General features: G+C 37.5%; 18 protein-coding genes. 10 read left to right on the forward strand and 8 right to left on the reverse strand.

Annotated features, from left to right (window positions below; translation table 11 throughout):
* The first annotated feature begins 52 nt into the window (after positions 1-52).
* Entirely contained in the window at positions 53-1,177 is a 1,125-nt protein-coding gene (gene cobT / locus ACLLO5_RS05365; protein ID WP_413174451.1) for a nicotinate mononucleotide-dependent phosphoribosyltransferase CobT, read from the forward strand.
* On the opposite strand, the gene ACLLO5_RS05370 is transcribed toward cobT, so the two are convergent.
* The gene (locus ACLLO5_RS05370) at positions 1,154-1,528 is read right to left on the reverse strand and encodes a hypothetical protein (RefSeq protein ID WP_413174452.1); all 375 of its coding nucleotides are present in this window, start codon (positions 1,526-1,528) and stop codon (positions 1,154-1,156) included. The two genes, cobT and ACLLO5_RS05370, sit on opposite strands and share 24 nt — an antisense overlap.
* 568 nt (positions 1,529-2,096) lie before the next feature.
* Between ACLLO5_RS05370 and ACLLO5_RS05375 the strand changes: the two genes are divergently transcribed.
* Complete coding sequence (locus ACLLO5_RS05375) at positions 2,097-3,251, forward strand: extracellular solute-binding protein (RefSeq protein ID WP_413174453.1); 1,155 nt, start codon at positions 2,097-2,099, stop codon at positions 3,249-3,251.
* Between the two features lie 99 nt (positions 3,252-3,350).
* Here ACLLO5_RS05375 and ACLLO5_RS05380 read toward each other — a convergent pair whose 3' ends face one another.
* Positions 3,351-3,896, reverse strand: coding sequence for a hypothetical protein (locus ACLLO5_RS05380; protein WP_413174454.1), 546 nt, complete (start codon positions 3,894-3,896; stop codon positions 3,351-3,353).
* Between the two features lie 96 nt (positions 3,897-3,992).
* Here ACLLO5_RS05380 and bchM point away from each other — a divergent pair, with 96 nt between their 5' ends.
* The 5 genes from bchM (at position 3,993) to ACLLO5_RS05405 (ending at position 8,176) form a co-directional block, all read left to right on the forward strand.
* The gene (bchM, locus tag ACLLO5_RS05385) at positions 3,993-4,679 is read left to right on the forward strand and encodes a magnesium protoporphyrin IX methyltransferase (RefSeq protein WP_413174455.1); all 687 of its coding nucleotides are present in this window, start codon (positions 3,993-3,995) and stop codon (positions 4,677-4,679) included.
* A gap of 145 nt (positions 4,680-4,824) precedes the next feature.
* Positions 4,825-5,337, forward strand: coding sequence for a hypothetical protein (locus tag ACLLO5_RS05390; RefSeq protein ID WP_413174456.1), 513 nt, complete (start codon positions 4,825-4,827; stop codon positions 5,335-5,337).
* A 30-nt stretch (positions 5,338-5,367) separates the two neighbouring features.
* A complete protein-coding gene (locus tag ACLLO5_RS05395) occupies positions 5,368-5,748 on the forward strand; it encodes a DUF423 domain-containing protein (protein WP_413174457.1) in 381 nt (126 codons plus the stop codon).
* 119 nt (positions 5,749-5,867) lie between these two features.
* The gene (locus ACLLO5_RS05400; protein ID WP_413174458.1) at positions 5,868-6,635 is read left to right on the forward strand and encodes an ATP-binding cassette domain-containing protein; all 768 of its coding nucleotides are present in this window, start codon (positions 5,868-5,870) and stop codon (positions 6,633-6,635) included.
* 14 nt (positions 6,636-6,649) lie between these two features.
* Positions 6,650-8,176, forward strand: a complete 1,527-nt coding sequence (locus ACLLO5_RS05405) for a glycine betaine ABC transporter substrate-binding protein (RefSeq protein WP_413174459.1) — start codon at positions 6,650-6,652, stop codon at positions 8,174-8,176.
* A gap of 111 nt (positions 8,177-8,287) precedes the next feature.
* Here the strand turns inward: ACLLO5_RS05405 and ACLLO5_RS05410 are convergent, their stop codons facing one another.
* The 6 genes from ACLLO5_RS05410 to ACLLO5_RS05435 form a co-directional block, all read right to left on the reverse strand.
* Positions 8,288-8,461 carry a nucleotidyltransferase domain-containing protein gene (locus tag ACLLO5_RS05410; RefSeq protein WP_413174460.1) on the reverse strand — a complete coding sequence of 58 codons (174 nt, stop codon included), beginning with the start codon at positions 8,459-8,461 and terminating at the stop codon, positions 8,288-8,290.
* Positions 8,462-8,788: 327 nt separating this feature from the next.
* Entirely contained in the window at positions 8,789-9,283 is a 495-nt protein-coding gene (locus ACLLO5_RS05415) for a DUF427 domain-containing protein (protein WP_413174461.1), read from the reverse strand.
* Between the two features lie 86 nt (positions 9,284-9,369).
* A complete protein-coding gene (locus tag ACLLO5_RS05420; RefSeq protein WP_413174462.1) occupies positions 9,370-10,185 on the reverse strand; it encodes a sterol desaturase family protein in 816 nt (271 codons plus the stop codon).
* A 194-nt stretch (positions 10,186-10,379) separates the two neighbouring features.
* Positions 10,380-11,357, reverse strand: coding sequence for an L-histidine N(alpha)-methyltransferase (gene egtD / locus ACLLO5_RS05425; protein WP_413174463.1), 978 nt, complete (start codon positions 11,355-11,357; stop codon positions 10,380-10,382).
* Positions 11,358-11,400: 43 nt separating this feature from the next.
* Complete coding sequence (gene ovoA, locus ACLLO5_RS05430) at positions 11,401-12,765, reverse strand: 5-histidylcysteine sulfoxide synthase (protein ID WP_413174464.1); 1,365 nt, start codon at positions 12,763-12,765, stop codon at positions 11,401-11,403.
* A 713-nt stretch (positions 12,766-13,478) separates the two neighbouring features.
* Positions 13,479-14,666: an FtsW/RodA/SpoVE family cell cycle protein gene (locus tag ACLLO5_RS05435; protein WP_413174465.1), complete on the reverse strand. Its 1,188-nt coding sequence runs from the start codon at positions 14,664-14,666 to the stop codon at positions 13,479-13,481.
* Between the two features lie 243 nt (positions 14,667-14,909).
* On the opposite strand from ACLLO5_RS05435, the gene ACLLO5_RS05440 reads away from it, so the two are divergent.
* From ACLLO5_RS05440 to ACLLO5_RS05450, 3 genes are all read left to right on the forward strand, one after another.
* Complete coding sequence (locus ACLLO5_RS05440) at positions 14,910-16,802, forward strand: CHASE2 domain-containing protein (RefSeq protein ID WP_413174466.1); 1,893 nt, start codon at positions 14,910-14,912, stop codon at positions 16,800-16,802.
* A gap of 106 nt (positions 16,803-16,908) precedes the next feature.
* A complete protein-coding gene (locus ACLLO5_RS05445; protein WP_413174467.1) occupies positions 16,909-17,283 on the forward strand; it encodes a hypothetical protein in 375 nt (124 codons plus the stop codon).
* A gap of 659 nt (positions 17,284-17,942) precedes the next feature.
* Positions 17,943-24,749, forward strand: a complete 6,807-nt coding sequence (locus tag ACLLO5_RS05450) for a beta strand repeat-containing protein (RefSeq protein ID WP_413174468.1) — start codon at positions 17,943-17,945, stop codon at positions 24,747-24,749.
* Positions 24,750-24,964 lie beyond the last annotated feature (215 nt).

Below are 24,964 nucleotides of genomic sequence, written 5' to 3' on the forward strand. Positions count from 1 at the left end.
AGGTAAAAGTTGATTAATTTTCCCATGCCCGATGCCCAATCCCTTTGATAATATGATCCGTATTTATACGCAAATTGAACAGGGTGAAGCATGGGTACGACGATATCGTGGTAGTTTACCTGTGTTTGCTTGTGTTTTAGGTTTTACAGAGACTTGTTTAATTCCAGGGATTTCGGCGGCTGGTTTGACCCCAGAGGATAGAAAGTATACTGCTTGTGCTGATGCGGAGTTTTTATATTATGGTGCAGCACATCAGCCTAAATATCCCCTACCACCTTTGACTGCTGGTGCTTCTCCTGTTGTAATTTCTCGTGCTGTGGTGGAAAAACTAAAAATACCAGTTTATATATTTAATGCGGGTTTACCCTTAGTCCCCTCTGTACCAATAATTGATTTGGGTGGGGCGATCGCTCGATGTTTAAGCACGGGTGCGGCTCTGGAAATAGCTACGGTCAAACATTTATTTGCACAAGGTTTACTGTGGGGTTCTCAACTGAGTGCTAATATTTCACACAGCTATTTGATTTTAAGTGAATGTGTTGTCGGTGGTACTACGACTGCTTTAGCGATTTTAACTGGTTTAGGTATTGAAGCCGCTGGAAAAGTTAACAGTAGCCATGCTGTTTGTAACCATGAGCAAAAGTGGGCTGTGGTAGAAGCTGGACTGGCAAAAATTCCCACTTCTGTAGATCCTCTTGAACTTGTGGCTGCTGTGGGAGATCCCATGCAGGTGGTGGTAGCTGGGATGGCGATCGCCGCTAGTCGTCGTTGTGGCGTTCTATTGGCTGGTGGTACACAAATGCTGGCTGTTTATGCCCTAATCCAAGCGATCGCTCAAGCTTACTCTTTATCTTGGCAACCAGAAGCAATAGTCGTTGGTACAACCCGTTGGGTAGCTGAAGACTCCACTGGGGCTACAGTTGACTTATCCCTCAGTTTAGGCAAAAACAGCGTGAATCAAAGTCAAGAAACCCCTCCCCTCTTAGCTACACAGTTAAGTTTCGCGGGTTCTCGTTATCCCCAACTCCAAGCTTATGAGCAGGGTTTTGTCAAAGAAGGTGTTGGTGCTGGAGCCGCTTGTATCGCAGCCTATATCAGCCAAAATTGGCAGCACAATGAACTTTTAACAGCTATTGAAGACCAATTTGAGCAATTAATGAATTCGCTCTCGCATTAATTGTTCTTCTAAAGCTGCAATCCGATTATATGCCGCTGTTAATTGTGCTGTAAGTCGATGAATTTGAATTTCTGGCGTTATTTGCTTATCTCCAGCTTGGGGATTCATCTCTGGATAAATCCCGTCTATTAACACATCCTTATGCTCTAAATCAGAAGTTAAATTATTCCATGCTTTTAACGGGTAATGTTCAACTTGATGTTTTTCTAGATAATTATTTTTTGGCTGTTTTTGCTCTAAAAAACAATCAGATAAACCCTGAGATAGTTTCCTATCCAGCTTTTCAATCACCTGATACAAAGCATCTACTTTTTCACTCAAAGTCAGTATCTGTTTTTGTAATGACTCCATTTAATACCTTTATCCCAAAATAGTTTCTCTATGTTATTCAATTTACTGCTCAAGTTAAAAATACTTATGATTTATTTAATGTTTCCAAGTTTTCTTAGTTTTATGTCAATAAAATCATTATTTATATATACAACTCAACAAATACTAAAAGTCTTACTCCTATTTTTATTGAAAAAGGTTAAGCATTTGGTCTTTTTTGAGAGAAATCCAAGGTTCAGGATCATGAGGTTGTTTCTCTAATGTGAAGATCCCACACCCAGCCTCAACAGATAAATTTCACAACAAAGAATATGGCTTACGCCACGCTACGCTATCAGGAGTCAGGAGTCAGAATCGAATATAGATTTGGTGGTCTACCCTTCGGGAACGCCAAGGGCGAACAGTCGGTAGCGGGTCTAAATCCCTCACTGATTGCATTCTGTAGCTTGCTTCCCGCAGGGTATTCTGATTTCTTATTTGATTTTGCTATCATCGGTTTCTGAGGCAGAATATGGATATTTGTTCAGATATTTAACTCTTCCTACTCCTGTCGTTAAAATTCTATTCATAGTCACCGAATTAAAATTCAATGGATCGACGCTCTTTTTTGTTAGGTGCAAGCGGACTGGCATTTTCCCAGATACTCATCGGTTGTGCTGGTAAAAACCAGACACATCTAAATGTACAGTTATTAAAAGGTTCTATACCTGGTCAGGTAGTTAATCAATTTCGTAAAACTCTAGAGTCAGACGTAAATTTAAAGTTTGTCCCTGTTAATCAAATTTTAGATTTATTTAAGCAATTACAAATATGGCAAAAACCAGAAACTAAAGATCAACAGGGATGGAAAAACTATATTCCCTTGATGCAAAGTCAAACACCCTCTAAAGCTGATTTAGTGACATTGGGAGATTATTGGCTAAAAGCAGCAATTGAACAGAAGCTGATTCAACCACTAGAAACAGAAAAAATTAAAAACTGGTCAAGTTTAAATCCCAGGTGGCAGCAATTAGTCAGACGCGATGATCAAGGAAATATAGATCCACAAGGAAAGATTTGGGCTGCACCTTATCGCTGGGGTAATACAGTAATTATTTATAATCGGGAAAAATTTCAAAAATTTGATTGGCAACCAAAGGACTGGAGCGATTTATGGCGCAGTGAATTGCGATCGCGCATTTCCTTACTCAATCATCCTAGAGAAGTCATTGGTTTGGTTTTAAAAAAACTCGGAGAATCCTACAATACAGAGAATATTACTCAAATTCCCAACTTAAAAGCAGAGTTACTGGCACTACACCAACAAGTGAAATTTTATGATTCTACTACCTATCTAGAACCACTACTCACTGGAGATACTTGGTTAGCTGTGGGTTGGTCAAATGACATTATGCCTATGCTCAGTCGTTATCCAAAACTTACCGCAGTTATTCCCCAATCAGGAACAGCAATGTGGGCTGATTTATGGGTAAATCCAACAGGTGTTACTCAAAACACTTTACTATGGGAATGGATTAATTTTTGTTGGCAACCAAATATAGCCAAACAAATTGCCATACTGACTAAAAATAATTCACCAATTGTGACAAACATTGTAGCCGCTGATCTTCAGAATTCATTACAAAGCCTGTTACTAAATAATCAGGAATTATTTGAGAAAAGTGAATTTTTACTTCCCTTGCCAGCATCAGTCAATAAGCGTTACAAGTATTTATTTAACAAAATCAAAAATTCCCCACAGTGAAAAAAAATCAACTTAATGATAGTACACCCCGCTTTTTTGATTATTCACCAATTTATCAAACATTTTTATTCCTGTCTCCTAAATTCTGACGAGGAAATTTTAATTTCCAGTTGATTGTAAATTTTGACGAAGCCCTAACTTACTCTGATTACTCATCTGGATATTGCATGAAGATGGACTGATACTCAAATTACAAGTGTAAGTTGCTAACATATCTCGTTGATAATTAAAAACTCGGATGTTATAACCAAAATTCCTAGCCATGCTACCCAAGCCATTAACAAAATTGTAACGTTCTAAATAGTCTAATAAACTCCAAATTTGTTGATTTACTATCAAATCTACACGGGCTGGTTCTTGTTCAGATGCTGGGTATGCTATCCAATTATCTAGAAGTTTGTTTTCAGAGTTTTCTTTTGCCCACCATAAACTAGGGATAGTTAATCCTGATTGATTAATAATATTAGCTGTAATTACAGAACCTGTGGGCTTAGTTAATAAGTTTAGTTCTAGTGGTGCATCAGAAGGACGGGGTATCATTTCCGCCTGTGCGGTTAGAAGAGGTAACAGAGAAAAAGTAGTTAGGCTGAAGCTGAATATTAGTAGCAGAGGTTTCTTTTGAGTAACTAAGTTGAATATACGCATAAGTCAATCTAAAAAAAGTCGTAACTGTTAAAAAGCTGAATTCTTACTCAAAATCATTATAATTTTAAGAATTGTGAATCCTTAACAATCAAGGTTATGAACGCAGCCGACGATAAAACAATAGTACGTGAATACTTTAATTCCACAGGTTTCGACCGTTGGAAACGCATCTATGGAGATGGTGAAGTCAACAAGGTACAGCTAGATATCCGTACTGGACATCAGCAAACCGTGGATACCGTCATCGGCTGGTTAAAAGATGATAACAATTTATCTGAGTTATCAATCTGTGATGCTGGGTGTGGTGTGGGTAGTTTGAGTATTCCTCTAGCATCTGAAGGTGCTAAGGTTTACGCTAGTGATATTTCCGCTAAAATGGTTTCTGAAGCTCAGGATAGAAGTGTCAAGCTTTTTTCCAATTCTACAAATCCTACTTTTGCGGTACAAGATTTAGAATCTTTGAGTGGTAATTATCACACCGTTATTTGCCTGGATGTTCTGATTCACTATCCCCAAGATAAAGCAGATGAGATGATTTCTCACCTATGTTCTTTGGCACAGTCACGGATTATTCTCAGTTTTGCCCCTAAAACCTGCTTTCTTTCTATCCTCAAGAAAATAGGTAGTTTTTTCCCAGGACCGAGTAAAGCCACTCGTGCCTATTTACACCGTGAAGCTGATGTGGTGAAAATTCTGGAAAAAAATGGCTTTACAGTGCAGCGTCAAGCAATGACTCGAACTCGTTTCTATTTTTCTCGATTGTTGGAAGCTACACGCGCATAGTGTAACAATCGCCACGAAGTCAATAAACTTTTTTCACAAGTAGGGAATAGGGAAATCCTGTTCCCTGCTGGCTGATAATTAATGACTGGAAGCTTGGCGCAAGTAAGGCTACAATCGCAAGCAAAGTCTAACTCGAAGTAAAACTATGAAGACGGCGGAAAAATTGGCTGCTGGTTGGCTGCTTACACTCGGATTCATGTTTTTAACAACTACAGTATCAGCTGTAATTACAAAAAATACTACTCTCAAGCCGATATTACCAGGGATACCGGATGAAGCATTAGCAAAAGAGTTTGTCAATCAAGAGGCGCTATATCAACTTGATCATACTGCTACCCAAGGTATCATGTTTGGCTTTCCTACGGTGCTATTGGGGGGATGGTTAGCATTAGGAATGTATAAGCAAAACCGACAAAATACCAAGGCGTTGACAGAACAAAAAAATGAATATTTGCGATCGCAAGAGCAAGCGAAGCTATCACAATTTTATCAAATGTTACAAGAAAATAATGGCAGAATCACATTGTTAAGTTTTGCCATGCAGTCACAGTTAACAGCAACGGAAGCCAAACAATATTTAGATGAGAAAGCTAAAGAATTTAATGCAAATTTTCAAGTGAGTGAGGAAGGAGGCGTATCATATCACTTTGATGTTTAATCTCACTCTGCTAATTTACAGCTAGGTCTAATGACGCAGATTTTCTTCACTATAGCTGCTATTTTTGGCGGTTTGTCTGTTGCTGCTGGTGCTTTTGGCGCTCATGCTTTGCGAGAAAAAGTCAGTGAACGAATGCTAGAAATTTTTGACACTGGCGCTCGCTACCAAATGTACCATGCTCTAGCACTTTTGTTAGTAGCAATCCTCATCAGTCGTCTAGAAACTCCACCTGCTACGCTTTTCATTAGTGGCTGGTTATTTATTATTGGTGTGACGATTTTTTCAGGTAGCTTGTATGTGATCAGCTTAACTGGTATAAAGTCCTTGGGAGCGATCGCACCATTAGGCGGATTATCACTCATGGCTGGTTGGGCTGCTTTAGCTATCACCGCTGCAACTATCAAGTTTTGATATATAAACAAGATCCCCGATTTTTTCCAGAATTCGGGGATTTAGACATTTCTGAAGAATACAAACTTTAACCATAACAATATATTTTTTATACTTTGATTTTATTTTACTAAACCCTTATGTCTACAACCTCAGAAATAGCAGTTGAATTTCGAGATGTGAGTTTTGAAATTAATCACCGTCCCCTATTATCTAACTTAAATCTTACCATTTATCAAGGGGAAGCTCTAGTTTTATTAGGTCGCAGTGGTAGTGGAAAAACCACAACTTTAAAATTAATCAATCATTTACTAATACCCACCCAGGGACAAGTCTTAGTAAGTTCACGTCCGACAATTAACTGGGATGTTATTAAACTCAGAAGACGTATCGGATACGTCATTCAAGAAACAGGCTTATTTCCTCACTTTACCGTCGGTGAAAACGTCGGACTTGTACCATCTTTAGAAAAATGGCCACCACAGAAAATTGAAGCGCGAGTATATGAAATGTTAAACTTAGTTGGTTTAGAACCCAAACAATTTGCTCAACGTTATCCCCATCAACTATCAGGAGGTCAGCGTCAAAGAGTTGGAGTTGCTAGGGCTTTAGCCGCAGATCCACCTATATTATTGATGGATGAACCTTTTGGCGCACTTGACCCTATTACTCGTTTAGAATTACAACAACAATTTCAATATTTGCAAAGACAACTGGGAAAAACAGTAGTATTTGTCACCCATGATATTCAAGAAGCTTTCTTTTTAGCATCTAGAATTGGTTTAATGTATGAAGGAAATTTAGTGGCTTTAGGAACGAGAAAAGAATTTATCCAATCTCAACATCCCGAAGCACAGGCTTTTTTGGCTTGTTTGAATGCCTTAAAAAATTGGGAACAACTTAATTAAAATCAGAAATAATCATGTTTTTAATTCAATATGCTTCAGAAATTTTCCTCCGCAGTGGCGAACATTTAATATTAGTAATAATCGCTATGACAGTAGCCATTTCTATCGGGCTTCCTGTCGGTATTTTTATTACTCGTAAACCCAAATTAGCTTCTCCTATTCTTGGTTTAGCAAACACCATTCAAACTATTCCTAGTTTAGCCATATTTGGTTTTTTAATTTCCGTTCCTTTTTTGGGAGGAATTGGTAAAACTCCCGCTATTGTCGCCCTCACACTTTACGCATTATTACCGATTATTCGTAATACTTTTATTGGCATTAATAGCATTAATCCCGCCATTAAAGAAGCTGGGGTAGGGATGGGAATGACAGATCAACAATTATTATTACAAGTAGAAATTCCCCTAGCTTTACCAGTTATTTTAGCAGGTGTGAGAGTAGCCACAGTTATATCTGTAGGAATTGCCACAATTGCTGCTGCTATTGGTGGTGGTGGTTTAGGAGTATTTATTTTTAGAGGAATTTCTACAGTTAACAATGAATTGATTTTAGCAGGTGCAGTACCCGCTGCTTTGATTGCTTTAAGTGCAGATTTTGGTTTAGGATTATTAGAAAAAAACCTCACTAAACAAACAGAAAATAAAAGTAAGTTTAATCGAAAAATAGCTTTTATTTTAGGAATAATCGGTTCAATTATAGCCGGATTAATAGCATTTAACTTTCAGCAAACACCAGCCACAATTACTATTGGGTCAAAAAATTTTACTGAACAAGTTATTTTAGGAGAAATTTTAGCCCAACAAATAGAGAATCATACTAAGTTAAAAGTAGATCGCAAATTTAATTTAGGTGGTACATTTATTTGTCATGAAGCAGTTAAAGCAGGAAAAATAGCAGGTTATGTAGAATATACAGGTACAGCATTTACAGCCGTCTTAAAAGAAAAAGTAATTAAAGATCCTCAACTTGTTTATGAAAAAGTTAAAAAAGAATATCAAGATAAATATAAATTAACAGTTATGCCATCTTTAGGTTTTGAAAATACCTTTGCTATGATTATTCGTGGTGAAGATGCAAAAAAATTGCAAATCAAAACTTTATCGGAAGTTGCTAAATACACTCCAAAAATGCAAGCAGGTTTTGGTTATGAATTTTTAGAACGTGCAGACGGTTTTCCAGGTTTATCTAAAACTTATGGCTTAAATTTTGCCAACATCAAACAAATGGAATTAGGATTAATGTATCAAGCTTTAAAGGAAAAACAAGTAGATTTTATCGCTGCAAACTCTACAGATGGTTTAATTCCAGTTTTAAACTTAGTTATTTTAGAAGATGATAAAAAATACTTTCCTCCCTATCAAGCTGTACCTATTTTTAATCAAGAAATTCTCCAAAAATATCCAGAACTCACAGATACCATTAATCAATTAGCTGGTAAAATTTCTACAACTGAAATACAAAAAATGAATTATCAAGTAGATAATCAATCTCAACCAGTGGAAAAAGTTGTGCGGGATTGGTTAAAATCTCAAAAGTTATAATTTTAAGATGTTTGATTTTCAAAAAAAAATATAAACCTTTTTATAAAGTTTTTTCGACAATTTCAATAAATTTTTTGCTTTGTTCAATCAAAATTCTCACATCTTCCTCACTCAACTTAAGGGTATCATCAATACTGTAATCTCATTGTGTCCTTTTATCTTTAGCATAATTTCTGATTTCAGAACAACGAGAATATCAATATCAGAAAATTCTTTAGCGTCTTCCCTCGCTTGAGAACCATATAGAATAATTGCTTCCAGTTGGTTTTGATAAAGTTCTTGCAAAGCTTGTTTAACTTCTTATAATATGAGATCAAGCTGTGATTTTTTCATTGCTTAAATCATCCCTTATATAGCAATCCTAAATGATTCATGAACACTTTCTGTTCCCTGTTCCCTTTCCATGACTTGCGTCACGCTACGCTATCACTGATAAGTTCTCAACTCAAATAGGATCGCTATAGTTAAGATTTTTGGTGTTTGTTCGTAAGTATTTAGCAGCCAGCTATCAGCTTTACATACTAAAATTCAAAAAAAATAAAGATAGATAATTTCTAGATGATGTTCATGAATTGTCAAACTATCAATTTTGACAACTGAAATTTTCATTATTTACCATCCCCAAGTACCAGGTTCACCTTTAAATGGTCCAACAATATCAGAAGTTATCCAACCACCATAAAAATCACCAGCTTGAGCTTTAACTAATTCATCATTTACATAACAAGCATCCATTAAACTAACATACAAACCATAGTATTCTTGAATCAAGTTAAAGTTAGGAGTAGTCTGAATATATTTCCAAACAGCATTATTGACATATTTATCCCCCACAGAAACATCATAATATTGACATACACCTTTCCATTCACACATAGTTTTTCTAGGTGTAGCTATTAAATGTTCTAGTTTAAAATCTTCAGCAGGAATGTAATAACTAGGAGGGTGACTGGTTTCTAAAACTCTTTTTGGTTTATGTGTTTCTGCCAAAACAATACCATTAAAAATCACTTTGATATGTTTATCTGTATCTTGTAAAATCGCTGGACGGGGATAGTCCCAAACAGATTCTTGACCGGGTTGTGGGGGAATGGGATTTGGTTTCATTGTTAGTAAGTTCCTTGTCTGAAGTGGAAATTAGAATTTCCAATAAATTCGTATTAATCTAATTCTACAATATATCATTTACTTCGTTATGTTTTAGATTCGTAATCATCATTATCAAAAGAATTATATTTATCTATTCTACTAAAGAATTTCATAATTTTATACTCAATCAAACTTACAGGAAACATAATTCCCACCTTCTTAGTAAGAGGATTTAGTGTATTAAATACTCTGTCCCAAAAGCCATGAATGCCATAATTCCCCTTAAAACCAGTGTGATGAAGATCATGAAAATCTGAGGGAATAAAAAATATTGATAAAGAACTATGTCCTTCTAAATTATAAATATTACCTATCAAAGTCCATGCACAAATTTGAGTTATATCATATCCAAAGATAAAGATAGGTAAAACATCTGTGATGGTAACAATAATATATTCCATAAGGCTTTTATGTCCAGCTACAAAACTTGATGTATCTTGAAAATCATGATGTTTAAGATGAATTTTGAGAAATGATTTTGTATGAAATAATCTATGGACTACATAAAAGCAGAAATCAGCCGCAACTATTCTCATCAAAAACCATCCAAAATTTAGAAGTAAATTATTATCTCTATGAACTTCAGGAGCTAAATATAGTATGATTGATGCTGCTATTAAATTTTTAATTTCTCCTGTAATTATACCTTTTAAAGTAAAAGCAGGAAATGATTGCTTTTTGACTTGCTTAACTCTTGCAGTTAATTTTTTAGTTAAATTATCTTTACTTTTGATGAATTTTTCAATAAAAAAACCAATAGCATAAAATGAGATAGAACCAATTAGCCAGTATAATAATACCTGGGTGATAAAATTAAGTTCTATATTATTGAACAGAAAATAAAATACCTGCTGAACCATTGTACAACTAATAGCAATCTTGAGATAAAATTCTAACTCAAAACAGCAATTAAAGAACCTTTGCATTTTTTTAAACCCAAATTTATCTATACAAATATTTGATTAATTTGATTAAAAGGTACGTCAGATGTCATATATTCATTATTAATGATTTATCTAATCTGATGTACCCATTTATTTAAGCTAAAAAAAGCTCATTTAAGTTGACAAAGAATCAATCCAAACCACCCTTGTTCATCTGTCCAAGTTTTCACAGTATTTAATCCTTTACTTTGCAATTGTTTTTCCATAGTTCCTAAATCAAATTTCCGAGAAATTTCTGTCAGTATACTTTCTCCTACTTCAAAAAACACTTTTAAATCCAAAGCTTCTAAACTTACCCAATGGTCTTTTTGACAATGTAAATACATTTCAATTTGATTATCAACCTGATTATAAATCGCTTGATGTTTAAACAAATTGATATCAAAATTACCTTGAAAACGCCAATTCAAATGAGAAAGCATATTCAAATTAAAAGCAGCGGTCACTTCTTGACTATCGTTATAAGCTGCTTCTAAAATATCCTTGGGTTTTTGTAAATCCACACCCAGTAAAAAGAAATCTCCTGTTTTTAAGGTTCGAGAAATTTGATTTAAGAAAATATCACATTCTTCCTGGTTAAAATTCCCTAAAGAACTTCCCAGAAAAAACAACATACGCGACTGTAAATAATTAGATTCCAAATGAACTAAAGCTTGTTCATAAGTTCCTAATAAACCATGAATCGAAAAATCAGGATATTTTTCTTGTAACTGTAAAACGCTGGTTTTGAGAATACCCCCACTCACATCAATGGGAAGATATCTACAAGAATTAGCAATTTTTTGATAAGCATCTAATAAAGCTTGAGTTTTAGTAGAACTCCCACTACCCAACTCTATTAACTCACAACAATTTGTAATTTCAGCAATTTCATCAGCATATTTATTTAAAATCCATGCTTCTGTGCGTGTAGGATAATATTCTGGTAAGTCACAGATTTTTTCAAATAATAAAGAGCCATGATCATCATAAAAATATTTAGGAGATAAAGTTTTTGGAGTTTGACTTAATCCCTGAATTACATCTTTTCCATCATCGCTTAACTCTTCATAATGATGATCTAAAACTGTTAAAGGTTGAGTAATCATTTTCTAAATCCTCTTAATAATCCTGAATGAAAAAATAAATTAATTATTGGCAATTTTCAGCAATTCTAAAACCCACGTGCTGATAGAAATAGGGACGAAACCAATTACGATAACATGGTGAAGCCATTGTACCATTTGTAGCCCAAGAACCACCAAGCATCATTTGATGTTTACCATCAAAAAAAGGTGCAGATTGATCTTCATAAAGATGATGACTTTGAAATCCTGGTAAGGGGTAAAATGTATCTTCTAACCATTCCCAAACATTACCACGCAAGTCAAAAATACCAGATTTATGCTTTGCTGAAAACATCCCTACGGGGGAAGGTGAGATGAATTGGAGATTGAGATTATAGTTATTGTCTAAATAATTTTGTTCAGAAAAATCTTCTGATATTTTTAGAGCTTGATTCCATTCTGCTTCTGTCATTAAACGAGTTCCTTCACCTTTCCAGGAACAGTAAGCTATTGCCTCATAATAATTGACTTCCACAGGCCAATCTAAAGGTAAATCTAATTCATCAAATGTGGCTCGATAGCGATATTCTCCGTTATTTTCAGGTATCCAGAATTTTGGATGTTGGACATTAAAGAGTTTCTTCCAGTTCCAAGCTTCAACATTCCAATAATTTGCATTTTCATAACCACCAGCTTTCACAAACTCCAAAAAATCGCCATTGGTGATTAAATACTGACTGGCTAAAAACGGTTTAACTTCAACTTCTAAATTACCATATTCGCTATCCCAACCGAAAGTAAAATCATTTTCTTTTTTACCTAATTTCACCAAACCACCAGGAATTTCCCGCATTTGATTATCAGGACTTTTTCCATTTGTAGGGGCGTAATTCCAGTCTTGGGGACGCTTTAATCTATCAACGGGTAATTGACGCAGTAGCATAGATGAGGTTTCAAAATGAATGCGACTGTGTTCTATGCCCATCAATAAAGCCCAGAGGGGATGTTCGGGATGAATAGGCAGATTTAAGGGAGTATTTTCGATGACTTTGGTAATTGCTGTTCTGGCTTTTTCTCGATATTGCCAAACTTTTTCTACATCTGGCCAGATGATATCTTTTGTTGCTGTTTCTAGTTCGGCTGGTGTTTCTGGATCTACTCCGATTTCAAAGAGAATTTCATATTGGGGATTGATGCGTTTTTCTAATAAACCAACCCGAATTAATTTGTTAATATAAAAAACTGCGGAGTGACCAAGATAAAAAATTAATTTATTTCTTAAAGGATCGGGATTAAGGTAAAAAGTGTTTTCGTTAATTATGCTTTTGAGGAGTGTTTCTTCTAATTCCCATGAATTTTCAAAATAATTGAGCAGGGTTTGGTGAATACAATGATCAAGTCTAGGAACTTGAGTAGATGCAAGTTTCTGATTTTTGGTAATTATCTGCATTATTACTTATCTAGTTCTTTCAATGAGCGATCGCTTATAATTTAAGCTACACCAAGATATTGACGCTGTGCTACTTTCTCAAGCTGCTTTGCGTCTTGGAACGATTTTTTATTCTCTATATTTTTAAATACCCCACTTTGGTGCAGTATTTTCAAATTTAACCAAAAATTAACTATTTTGACATATTGACCCAATACAAGTAATATGGCATTCCTATTTGACGTTAACGGCAGGTAATAGGGAGCTAAGAAACAAGTTTTTTGGATGTATAAGTAATTCTTTCAAAAACTCAATTAGATTTCTCAATATATCTACTTATCAGTACATCCGCAAAATTAATTAGGTATTGTTCCAACCGATAGACATCTTTGTAATCGTAAGAATCTAGGAGTCAGGAGTCAGAATACTTATGAAATGAAGAATAGAGAGGAGTGAGATTTTATCAAAATCATCAAAGTTGACCAAAAAAGCCTTTATTCTCCTGACTTAGAGTATTTTTATCCTGAATACTTACTTGTAATCTAATAAGTGATCGTGCAAAGTTAACTTCCTACGTGGAGAGAGGAAACAGGAAAAGAATATGTGTAATTGATTCTGCCTCATTACTTGTAACCCTGCTATCTGCCCTAAATATGCAAAGCTAAAAAAAAGATCCCTGATATCTCAAATAATTCGGGGATCTGATTCTATTTTCTTTGCTTTTTCACCAACCTCTAAAACATCCGTCCTCTGCGTCCATTCTCAGGTTTGGTTCTTCGCAAAGGCACAACTTCAGCTTCACTACCTTCTCTAGCTACGCGAATCAATAATGCGGCAGCTACTAAACTAGCAATCATAGAATTACCACCATAACTAAACATGGGTAGGGGTAAACCTGTGGTTGGTAGCGCCCCTGTAGCTACACCAATATGTAACAATGATTGTCCAACCATGACCACAGTTACGCCAATAGCTACTAATTGGGCGGTAGGATTTTTAGCTTTGAGGGCGATAATTAATCCTAATGTAGCAAAGCCAGCTAAAAGTAATAAAAGTAACACGCCGCCGATAAAGCCAAATTCTTCGGCGAAGACTGCAAAGATAAAATCAGTATCTTGAATAGGTAGATAAAATAGCTTTTGTTGAGAAAGGCCAAATCCAGCCCCCCAGGTTTTACCTGAACCTACGGCTAGTAAACTTTGTACTAACTGATAGCCATCTCCTGTGGCATCAGCCCAAGGATTGAGGAAAGACATCACTCGTCGGCGTTGATATTCTTTAATACTGATACTCAATAAGGCTAATAACATTCCCCCTATAGCTGTGCCTCCTAGATATTTATACGGTAATCCTGCGGCGAGGGCAATAAACCAAATAGTCATTCCGCACAGCGCAGTGGTACTGAGATTAGGTTGTGCCAAAATTCCTAACAGTACAAGACAAAAAACTCCTAACCAAGACAGACGAACTCCCCAAGAAAGTTTTTCCCATTGACCAAATAATCGCGCACTTTGCAAGACTAAAAAGGGTTTAATCAATTCTGATGGTTGAATGGGAATTGGACCCAAAGCTATCCACCTGGCAGCATCAAAGGCTTTTCTACCTAGTCCTGGTACGAGGGTGAGAAAAATTAAGAAAAGAAAAAAGATCAAAAACCAGTGAGATACCCCCAAAATTTTCCGCAAGGGCAGGTTCACAATGATATTAAAGATGACTAAGGAAACTAATACCCAAATAATTTGTCGCTTAAAATAGTATAGTCCGTCACCTTGACGTTCATCAGCTACGGCATAGGAGGCAGAAAAGAGAATAATCAAGCCGATAAATAGCCAAACATAGGTTAACCAGCGCAGCAACCGCGCTTCTAAAGACCAGCTAGAAACGGAACTATCAAAAATGGGAATTAATTGGCGTAGGTTCACGATGTGTTACAGATGTGGAAACATTCAGTTATTTTAGATTTTTCAGCTTCATTTCGTTTAAGATCATGAAACTTGCGATCGCAGGGGAGCGGAAAGTCGTTCGATTTTGGATTTTGGATTTTGGATTGATTCCACGGATAAATCCGGGGGCTTGTACCATCAAGGAATTATTGCTTAGGAAGCAGAAGTGTTTGAATTTTTCCCCATTACCCATTACCCATTACCTGTTCCCTTTATTTGCAAATGACTTTTAAAGCTTGGGAAAAATCTCTGCGAAAGATCCGGAAATATCTACTTAATTCTATAAACAACCATTTACTGAGTCCTTACCTATTAACCCTGCTATTATCAATGGGATTATGGCAAGCAGGTGCTTGGCAACCCCTAGAATTACTAGGATTTAATTTATTATTAAATACTCGCAACCGTCTATATCATTTTACTTGGGATGAGCGCGTTGCTGTGATTAGTATTGATGATGCGACATTAAATGAGTATGGAGAATTTCCTTTATCGCGCGATCGCTATACTCAACTATTAGAAACATTAGAAGCCTCTCCTCCCGGTGCGATCGGCTTTGATATCCTATTTACAGAACCCACCAAATATGATTCAGGACTGGCCGAAGCCATCGAAATCAATGGTAACATCGTCCTAGCGATCGCCCCTGGTACACAGCAAAAAACCCTCCGTCCCGTCCCCATTTTAGATAGTGTCGCAGCCAAAGGCCACATCGTTAGCAATCCTGATCAAGATGGAGTCACCCGTCAATTTTTTCTCTATATCGATCAAGTCCCTTCCTTAAGTATTAAATTACTGGAAGCATATAACAACAGCCTACAACAAACCATAACCGCAAATACTGATAATTCCCGTAAATCTCCCATCCCCATTCCATCTCTGCAAGCAGGCATAAAAACTCAAACTGTCTGGATTAACTGGATAGCACCAACTCAGGAAATACCCACCTATTCCTTTATAGATGTTGTGCAGAGAAAAATAGATACAGCCAAACTCAAAAACAAAATCATCCTCATTGGTTTAACTGCCACTGGTGCAAAGGATATCCTCAAAACACCCTATGAACAAACACCACCAACAGCCGGTATTTACCTACACGCAGCCGCTATTGACAATCTCCTGAACCAGCGATTTCTGCAAAGATTATCTTGGCAGATGGAACTGTTGCTATTACTCAGCATGGGTATGAGTTCAACTTTATTACTAATACCTTTGAAACTCTACCAACGCACCCTACTACTAGGATTATTACCTCTGACTTGGTTTAGCCTCTGTGTTGTAACTCTGACAACCTCTCATCTTTGCTTACCTATAGCTGCTCCCATCGGTACTATATTCCTCGCTGGATTAAGCATACAGTGGCAAGAACAAAAAGAAAGACAACAATTGATGAGTTTATTCGCTCGTCATGTTTCTCAAGAAACAGCAACATTAATCTGGCAACATCGCCGGGAGATTTTGCAAAATGGCCAGTTAGAAGCTCAAGAAATGGTAGCAACCGTTCTCTTTAGTGATATCCGTAACTTTACCACTATTTCTGAAGGTATGAAGCCACGAGAGTTATTAGAGTGGTTAAACATTTACCTGGGTGCTATGGCTGACTGTGTTCAAGAACATCATGGGGTCATAGATAAATATATTGGTGATGCCGTAATGGCTGTGTTTGGGATTCCCTTTCCCCACACCCAAGCAGAAGAAATTCAACAAGATGCCATTAATGCCGTCGCTGCTGCCATGTCTATGCAGGAAAGATTAATTTCCTTAAATCAGGAATTAGAACGCCAGGGTAAACCTGCCATTAGTATTGGTATTGGTATTCATACAGGTTTAGTCATTGCTGGCAGTGTTGGTGGGTCGGCAAGATTGAATTATTCTATTTTAGGAGATGCCGTCAACATTGCGGCACGTTTAGAACAACTCAACAAAAATGTCAAAGAAGGAAATCCTTATAGTATCTTAATGAGCGAAACAACGTTTCAACTTATTAAGTCCCATTTTCCTACTCACAAAGTACAAGAGATGCAGCTACGAGGAAGGCAACAACTAACTATGATTTATTCTATTGCCGAAAATAAGAATGAACGGGGTATAGGGTCTAAGAAATCCCATCATTAAAATCAGAATCTGTCAACTTGATCCTCTGTAATCTTAAAAATTGTGGATTCTTCAGCCAGAACTGATAAAGTAATTTGAGGAAACTAAAAACAAGTTTAAACAGTAGGTGAATAAATATCTGATTACAGGAATAGTTGCAACTGTGATTTGGCAAGGTTTATCTGACCAAGCTTGGACACAGACTCCCCGTTGTATATCTAGAAGTCTGCCTGAAGTTAATAGATTTTTCAATAGTTCCCAACAGAGCAATGTGATTGTTATTGGCAAATTTGCAGACCGCCCTTATGTGGTTGTTATTCCCAGTAACTCAGATCAATTATTAAAGTTTGTCAGACGCTATGTTGCTGATGCTTTCCTGGCACAGCATAAACTTGGGGCGTATGTCCATGCAGGAGGATTTACAAATCGGGGTGAGGCCGAGTGCTTATCTTCTTTTTTGCGATCGCACGGACTAGATGCACGAGTTGTCTATTTTCAGTAGCAGAATGAGTTCAAATATCCCTGTTCCAAAACCCTTGTAGAGATGTTCTGTGCAACGTCTCTATATTTTTTTAGGTGAGTTTAACGAGTATAATTTGACCCCTCTCCAAACCCCACAACAGGGAGAGGCGTAAAACCATTAATTTTACGTTCTTAAGGATTTTAATCCCACTCTCCGCGCCAGAGAGATTTATTGAACTCGCATTTTTTTACCAGATGTCTCATGAAAATATGTTGAGTCCCAATTCAATATTCAAAATATTACTTCCGTCAGACTACATCAAAATTCCGTAAACCAGCTTACAACAGGGTTTCCAGGGTTGTATCTGTCCATTCTTTTTTCCAACCTGGTTTGACTTTATAGAAATTTTGTATTTGCTTAAATGCAAGTTTATACTAAGTACACACGAAATACATAGTTATTCATCAAAACTTTATACAAAGTATCTTGTTTAGACTAAGCAAGTAAGTAATAATCAGGACATGAACAGCAATTGATTTAAAACGTATGTATTCAAACTCTTTGTTTTCAATACATACTGCTCATATCAGCTAAAACACGGGTATTAGGTGGAGATATTACGTATCTTTATTTAGCACCTGCTAGGGATTTGTTGTCTTTTTTTTTCATACCAGAGTGTAACTACCGGAGTAAAAATTATGTCTTTCAATTTCAACAATGTTGATAGCTTCACCGTGCAACTATTACAGGACGCGCTACAAAATGCCTATAGTTCCTTGACAAGTTTTGCGAGACGGTCAGATTTTATTAGTAAGATTCAAACGGCTTTTGGTACAAATTATGATGCTGCGAAGGTAGAGAGTCTGCGTCAGCAATGGGATGGTGGTAATTTTTCATTTTTACCAAATATAGAAGTTAAAACTGGTGCTGAGTTACAGGGTGCAAATGCTGCTTATGCAGGTGCTACAAATACTATTTATGTCTCTCAAGATTTCTTGAATAGGTATGCGGGTAATGCTCAAGTTGTTGCGGCTGTTTTATTAGAAGAAATTGGGCATTCTGTAGATTGGGTAATTAATAAAACTGATACTGCTGGGGATGAAGGGGAGTTGTTTTCTGCTCTTGTGCGTGGGGTGAATTTGAGTCAGCAGCAGATTTTGCAGATAAAGCAGGAGAATGATTCTGTTGTTTTGAATTTGGGTGGGAATAATACTTCAGTAGAGTTGTCAACTTCAACATATTCAAATGGGTATACATGGGATTTCGATTCTGTTTACAATCAACTTCTGCAAGATGCTGGTAAAAACCGTACCCTTTTTATTAATGGTGTTTTTACAACCAAAGAAAATTTTGAAAAACAATCTACTCAACTTGGAGAGAAATTAAAATTACCATTTAATGAAAAAATTGATGTTGGAAACAAGATTTATACAAGTTCTATAGATTATCAGTCATTCTATAACACTTCAGAAGGTGATATTGGACCTGCATTTATAAACGGCATTGCAAGAGGTGTAGTAATTGGAGTCGCTACATATGCGTTAGGTAACTTATTAGACAAAAGAATGAATGTTGATGAGCTAACAAAAGTGAAATGGTCTGACATAGATGCCGTAAAAGCGTTCTATGCTACTAGGTTTTCGATTAGTAGTTTAACAAATGGCATTGCCAAGATTGCTACAGATACTTGGAACCTTATTAAAGGGTTATTTGATGGCGATCCTAGTGATGAATTACAAAATTTAGCTAACAAATTTAAAGACAATGAATATCTTTCCACTGTTTTTAATGATATTGGTTCCATAGTTTCTAAATTTTCAACTGATCCAGCCAATGCTTTTAACGATGCTCAATTTGTTGAAAAAGTTATTGGAACAGTTACTTCTATTTTGTCAATTTTGTTTCCACAAGTAGGAATAATTGATGCGATATATCAAGGTGTCATGATTGGATTACCTGAAGATATTAAAGAGGCATTCAGCCAATTTTGGTTTAGTGGAACGGATATCAGCTTCAACAATCTAAATCAGACTTGGATGAAAGATAAGGATGGTCAACAAGGTGCAGTTAATTGGCTTAAAAGCGGAGATAATTCTTTAATTATGGTTGGTTATTCTCAAGGAAATTTTTTCTTTGAGGATGCCTTAGTAGATATGAAATCAAGAGATGAAGTTAAGATTGACAATTCTGATTTTTCAGATATTAAACTTATTGGTCTTGGTTCACCTACTAATTATCTCAGTGCTGGAGGGTTTGAAAAGTATGATTATGATGGAGACCCTAAATACAATTATTATGGAGATGCTAAATACAATATTGTTAATCCAGGTGATCCTATAACCAAGCTGCAATTTTCCAAAGATGATTGGTTATTAAGGCTGGGAAGTCTTTTCAATTTTGCAGTTGCATTCGCACAAGATCCTTTCTTAACAAAACATGACTTTAATATATATCTTAACAAACCTGAACTAACTGAATCGTTTGAAAAGTTTTTTAATGAATTGCATCCTAAAGGTTTTTATTTCTTAGATAAACCAACAATCCTGACTAGTATCAGTGATTTTAGTGGGACAGACAAAAGTGATTGGATTGAAGGAAGTCCATATTCGGACAAACTAAATGGTTTAGCTCAGAACGATATTATTCATAGTAATGGAGGTGATGACACTTTAATTGGTAGTCAAGGCTATGACTTACTGGATGGTGGTGATGGAGTTGATGTTGCTGATTACTCCATTAGCTTTTTTTATATTAAAGTTCAAGCTACACAATATGCTGGTTCAGATGTTTATAAGATTCAGGATGGTTTTGGATTTGTAGATACGGTTGGTAATGTTGAGCAAATCGTAGGATCACAATTTAGTGATGAAATGTATGGTGGTAATTACACTGATATTTTCTATGGACAGAATGGTAGTGATACTCTAGTTGGTGGTGGTGGTGATGATAAGCTATATGGACAAAGTGGTACAGATTATCTATATGGACAAGATGGCAATGATATTTTAGATGGTGGCAATGAAGATGAATCTCCAGACTATCTCTATGGAGGTTATGGAAAAGATTCTCTGTATGGTAACGGAGGCAATGACGATCTAAGAGGTGAGAACGATGATGATTTAATCTATGGCGGGTATGGTCAAGATACTCTCTATGGTGGAACAGAAAATGATACCCTTTATGGTCAGGGAGATAGTGACTTTCTGAAAGGTGAAGACGGTAATGATCTCTTAGATGGTGGTAATGAAGATAATGCTTCTGACACTCTTTATGGTGATAGTGGAAATGACACCTTAAAAGGTTGGGGTGGTAATGATTCTCTTTACAGTGGTCTTGGTAACGACTCCATTGAAGGTGGTTCAGGAAATGATTACATCGAAAGTGGTACAGAAAACGATACTATCTATGGTGGTTCAGAAGATGACACTATCTATGGTCAAGACGGAAACGACTTGATTTATGGTCAAGATGACTGGGACTGGATCAGTGGTGGTAACGGCAATGATCGCATCTATGGTGGTGATGGCGGCGATCAAATTTATGCTAATGCAGGTAATGACTATGTAGAAGGTGGTACTTACGGTGACTACATAGAAGGTGGTTCTGGTAATGACACCATCTATGGTCAATCAGGTAACGATCGCATCCGAGGACAACAAGGAAACGATATTATTGATGGTGGCGAAAACATAGATACAGTTATCTATCAAGAGTCTCCCAATGCCGTTATCGTCAACATTGAAGAAAACCAAGACTTCAGCCATAATCGTCTAGAACGCTACAACCAACTCGTTAACGATGCCAACCCCGACAGCTATTACACCGACCTAGAACCAAATTTTGCCATTGCCAAAGGTAAAGCAGTTGATGGTTATGGAACTGTTGACACCCTCAGCAACTTAGAGAACATCATCGGTAGTGCTTTCAACGACATTCTGATTGGTAATGGACTTGATAACACCATCGAAGGTTTAGCAGGTAATGACCTCATTATTGGTAATGCCGGCAATGACACCCTAGATGGTGGTACAGGAATTAACACCCTCAGCCATCGTCGAGATGTCGGTGGAGTGCGAGTTAATCTTTCCACAGGTCGCGCAATTGATGGATGGGGTGGTCAAGACTTACTCTTCAACTTTATCCATGTTGCTGGTTCAACCTATAACGATGAAGTAATTGGTGACAACCAAAACAATATTATTACTGGAGATGCTGGCAACGATACCATTAATGGCGGTTTAGGTAATGATTCCCTTTACGGTGAACTTGGTGACGACTCCATTATCGGTGGACTTGGTGCAGATACAATTTACGGCAACCAAGGAATAGACACAATTTGGGGCGATTTAGAAAATAACCCAGACGCAGGTAATAACGACTACATTCGAGGCGGTGATGGTGACGATGATATCCATGCTGGGGGCGGAGATGACACCGTTTGGGGTGATAGTGGTTATGGTGATGACGAAATTTGGGGAGATAATGGCAATGATCTTCTATATGGAGGCGCTGGTAACGACTATATCAGTGGTGGAAATAACCAAGACACTCTCTATGGCAATGATGGAAACGATCTCTTGTATGGAGATAACAACGAAGATAGAATCTTTGGCAACATTGGTAATGACACCATCTTTGGTGGTGAAGATAACGACACTATCCAAGGTAACGAAGGTAATGACAACATTACAGGTGATGGTGGTGCGGACAACATTACAGGTAATGATGGAGATGACACCATTCAAGGAAGTGCTGGTAATGACACCATTTCCGGTAATATCGGTAATGATTTAATTGATGGTGGTGAAGATAACGACACTATCCGGGGTAACGAAGGCGCTGATACTATCTTTGGTGGTCTTGGTGACGATAACATTCAAGGTAACTTAGGCAATGACAGTATTACAGGTGATGGTGGTGCAGACTACATCACAGGTAATGATGGAGATGACACCATTCAAGGAAGTGCTGGTAATGATACCATTTTTGGTAATCTCGGTAATGACCTAATTAATGGTGGTGACGATAACGACACTATCCAAGGTAATGCGGGTAATGACAACATTACAGGTGATGGTGGTGCAGACAACATCACAGGAAATGATGGAGATGACACCATTCAAGGAAGTGCTGGTAATGACACCATCTTTGGTAATCTCGGTAATGACCTAATTGATGGTGGAGATGATAACGACACCATTCAAGGTAATGATGGCGCTGATACTATCTTTGGTGGTCTTGGTGACGATAACATCCAAGGTAACGAAGGTAATGACAACATTACAGGTGATAGTGGTGCAGACTACATCACAGGTAATGATGGAGATGACACCATTCAAGGAAGTGCTGGTAATGACACCATCTTTGGTAATCTCGGTAATGACCTAATTAATGGTGGTGACGATAACGACACTATCCAAGGTAATGAAGGTGCTGATAGTATCTTTGGTGGTCTTGGTGACGATAACATTCAAGGTAACTTAGGCAATGACAGTATTACAGGTGATGGTGGTGCAGATTACATCACAGGTAATGATGGAGATGACACCATTCAAGGAAGTGCTGGTAATGACACCATCTTTGGTAATCTTGGTAATGACCTAATCAATGGTGGTGACGATAACGACACTATCCAAGGTAATGAAGGTGCTGATACTATCTTTGGTGATAATGGTGCTGATAACATTCAAGGTAATATCGGCAATGACACCATTAGCGGTGGTAACGACAACGACACCATTCAAGGTAACGATGGCGATGACCTGATCTTTGGCGATGCTGGCCAAGACCTAATTAACGGAAATGCAGGAAGCGATCGCATCAGTGGAGGTACAGAAAATGACACCATCTATGGTGATGAAGGTAATGACCTCATTCAAGGTGATGACGGTAACGACAACATCTACGGTGGTGCAGACAACGACACCATTTCCGGTAACAACGGTGCAGATAACATCTACGGTGAAACCGGCAACGACCTAATTCACGGAGACGCAGGAAACGACTACATCAGTGGTGGCGATGGTAAAGACCTCCTCTATGGTGACGGAGATAACGACATCATGGATGGAGATACTGGAGAAGATCAAATCTTTGGTGGAGACGGTAACGATACCATGCGTGGTGGAGATGGTAAAGACCTCCTCTATGGTGAAAATGATGCTGACTTCATGGCAGGTAACAATGGTGAAGATAGCCTAGCCGGTGGTGCAGGTAACGATACCATGAGTGGCGGTAATGACAACGACTTCATCAACGGTCAACTCGGTGACGATATCCTCTACGGTGATGCAGGTAACGATACTCTCTACGGTGAAGACGGTGCAGATCAAATCTTTGGTGGAGATGGTAATGACTACATAATCGGCGGTGCAGGTGGAGACACCCTAGATGGTGGTGCAGATAAAGACATGATTTCTTACTACACATCCACTGAAGGAGTTACTGTTCAACTGAGTTCTGGTCATAATAAAGGTGGAGATGCCCAAGGCGATAACATTTTCAATGTAGAAGATTTAGAAGGCTCATACCATAATGACTCGTTAATTGGTGACAACAACGCAAATACGATCATAGGACTTGCTGGTAATGACTTCCTGGATGGTAAAGCTAGTAATGATACTCTTTTTGGAGGTTTAGGTAACGATACTCTCAACGGACAAGAAGGAAATGACCTCTTAGTTGGAGGCGATGGTAACGACTCCCTAGATGGTGATGCTGATAATGACTCCCTCCTTGGTGGTGCAGGTGATGACCAACTTTACGGCGGCAGTTCAGGAAATGATATCCTCTCTGGTGGAGACGGTAACGACTACATTAACGCCAGTTCCGATAATGACCAAATTTGGGGCGGTAACGGTAACGACACCATCGAAGCAGGTTCTCATAATGACTATGTAGACGCAGGAACAGGAAATGACATCGTTTATGCCGATGCAGGCGATGATAACGTCTTTGGAGGTGCTGGAAATGATATCCTCTACGCCCACACAGGTAACGACTTCCTCTTTGGTGAAGCTGGTAATGATACCCTTTACGGAGAATCAGGTAATAATACCCTCATTGGTGGTCAAGGTACTGACATACTCTACGGTGGAACAGGTCAAGGCATTGACACCTTTGTTCTTGGTTCAAGTTGGGGTGTCGATACTATCTTTAACTTCCAAGTTGGCACAGATATCATCGGTTTGGTTGGTAATATCAACTTCAGTGATATCTTCTTTACTGCTGTGAATAGTTCCAATAAAGGTCAAGCTACTTTATCTCAAGACTACCTAATTAAATCTCGTAGCACAGGACAACAATTCGGTATTATCAAGGATATTCAACTTAAAGCTAACCAAAATATCCAATTAACAGCGTTTAACTCCTTCCCGGCTGTTATAGCAGATCCCCTGGGTTCCATTAGTGAACCTCCCGCACCTCCCGCACTTGGTGGTAGTGATATTTTCCCTGGTATCATGCCACCTATTCAAACCATTGATTCTATTTCTCCGTTAACCTAATCATGGATTGATTGTTTAATATACATCTCCAGAAAAAAATGTAGAGACGTTCCATGGAACGTCTCTACAAGGGTTATAGGAAACGCACATTTAATTTTTGGAGATGTCTAATGGAATTTACATAAAAGGTGGGGGTGATTCATGAATTACCCCTACCTTTAGCAATTGATACCTAAGCACTTATGCTGATAAAGTGATGATATAGAATTATTCCC

It is taken from the genome of Anabaena azotica SJ-1, assembly GCF_047275885.1.
Lineage (GTDB): Bacteria > Cyanobacteriota > Cyanobacteriia > Cyanobacteriales > Nostocaceae > Trichormus_B > Trichormus_B azotica_A.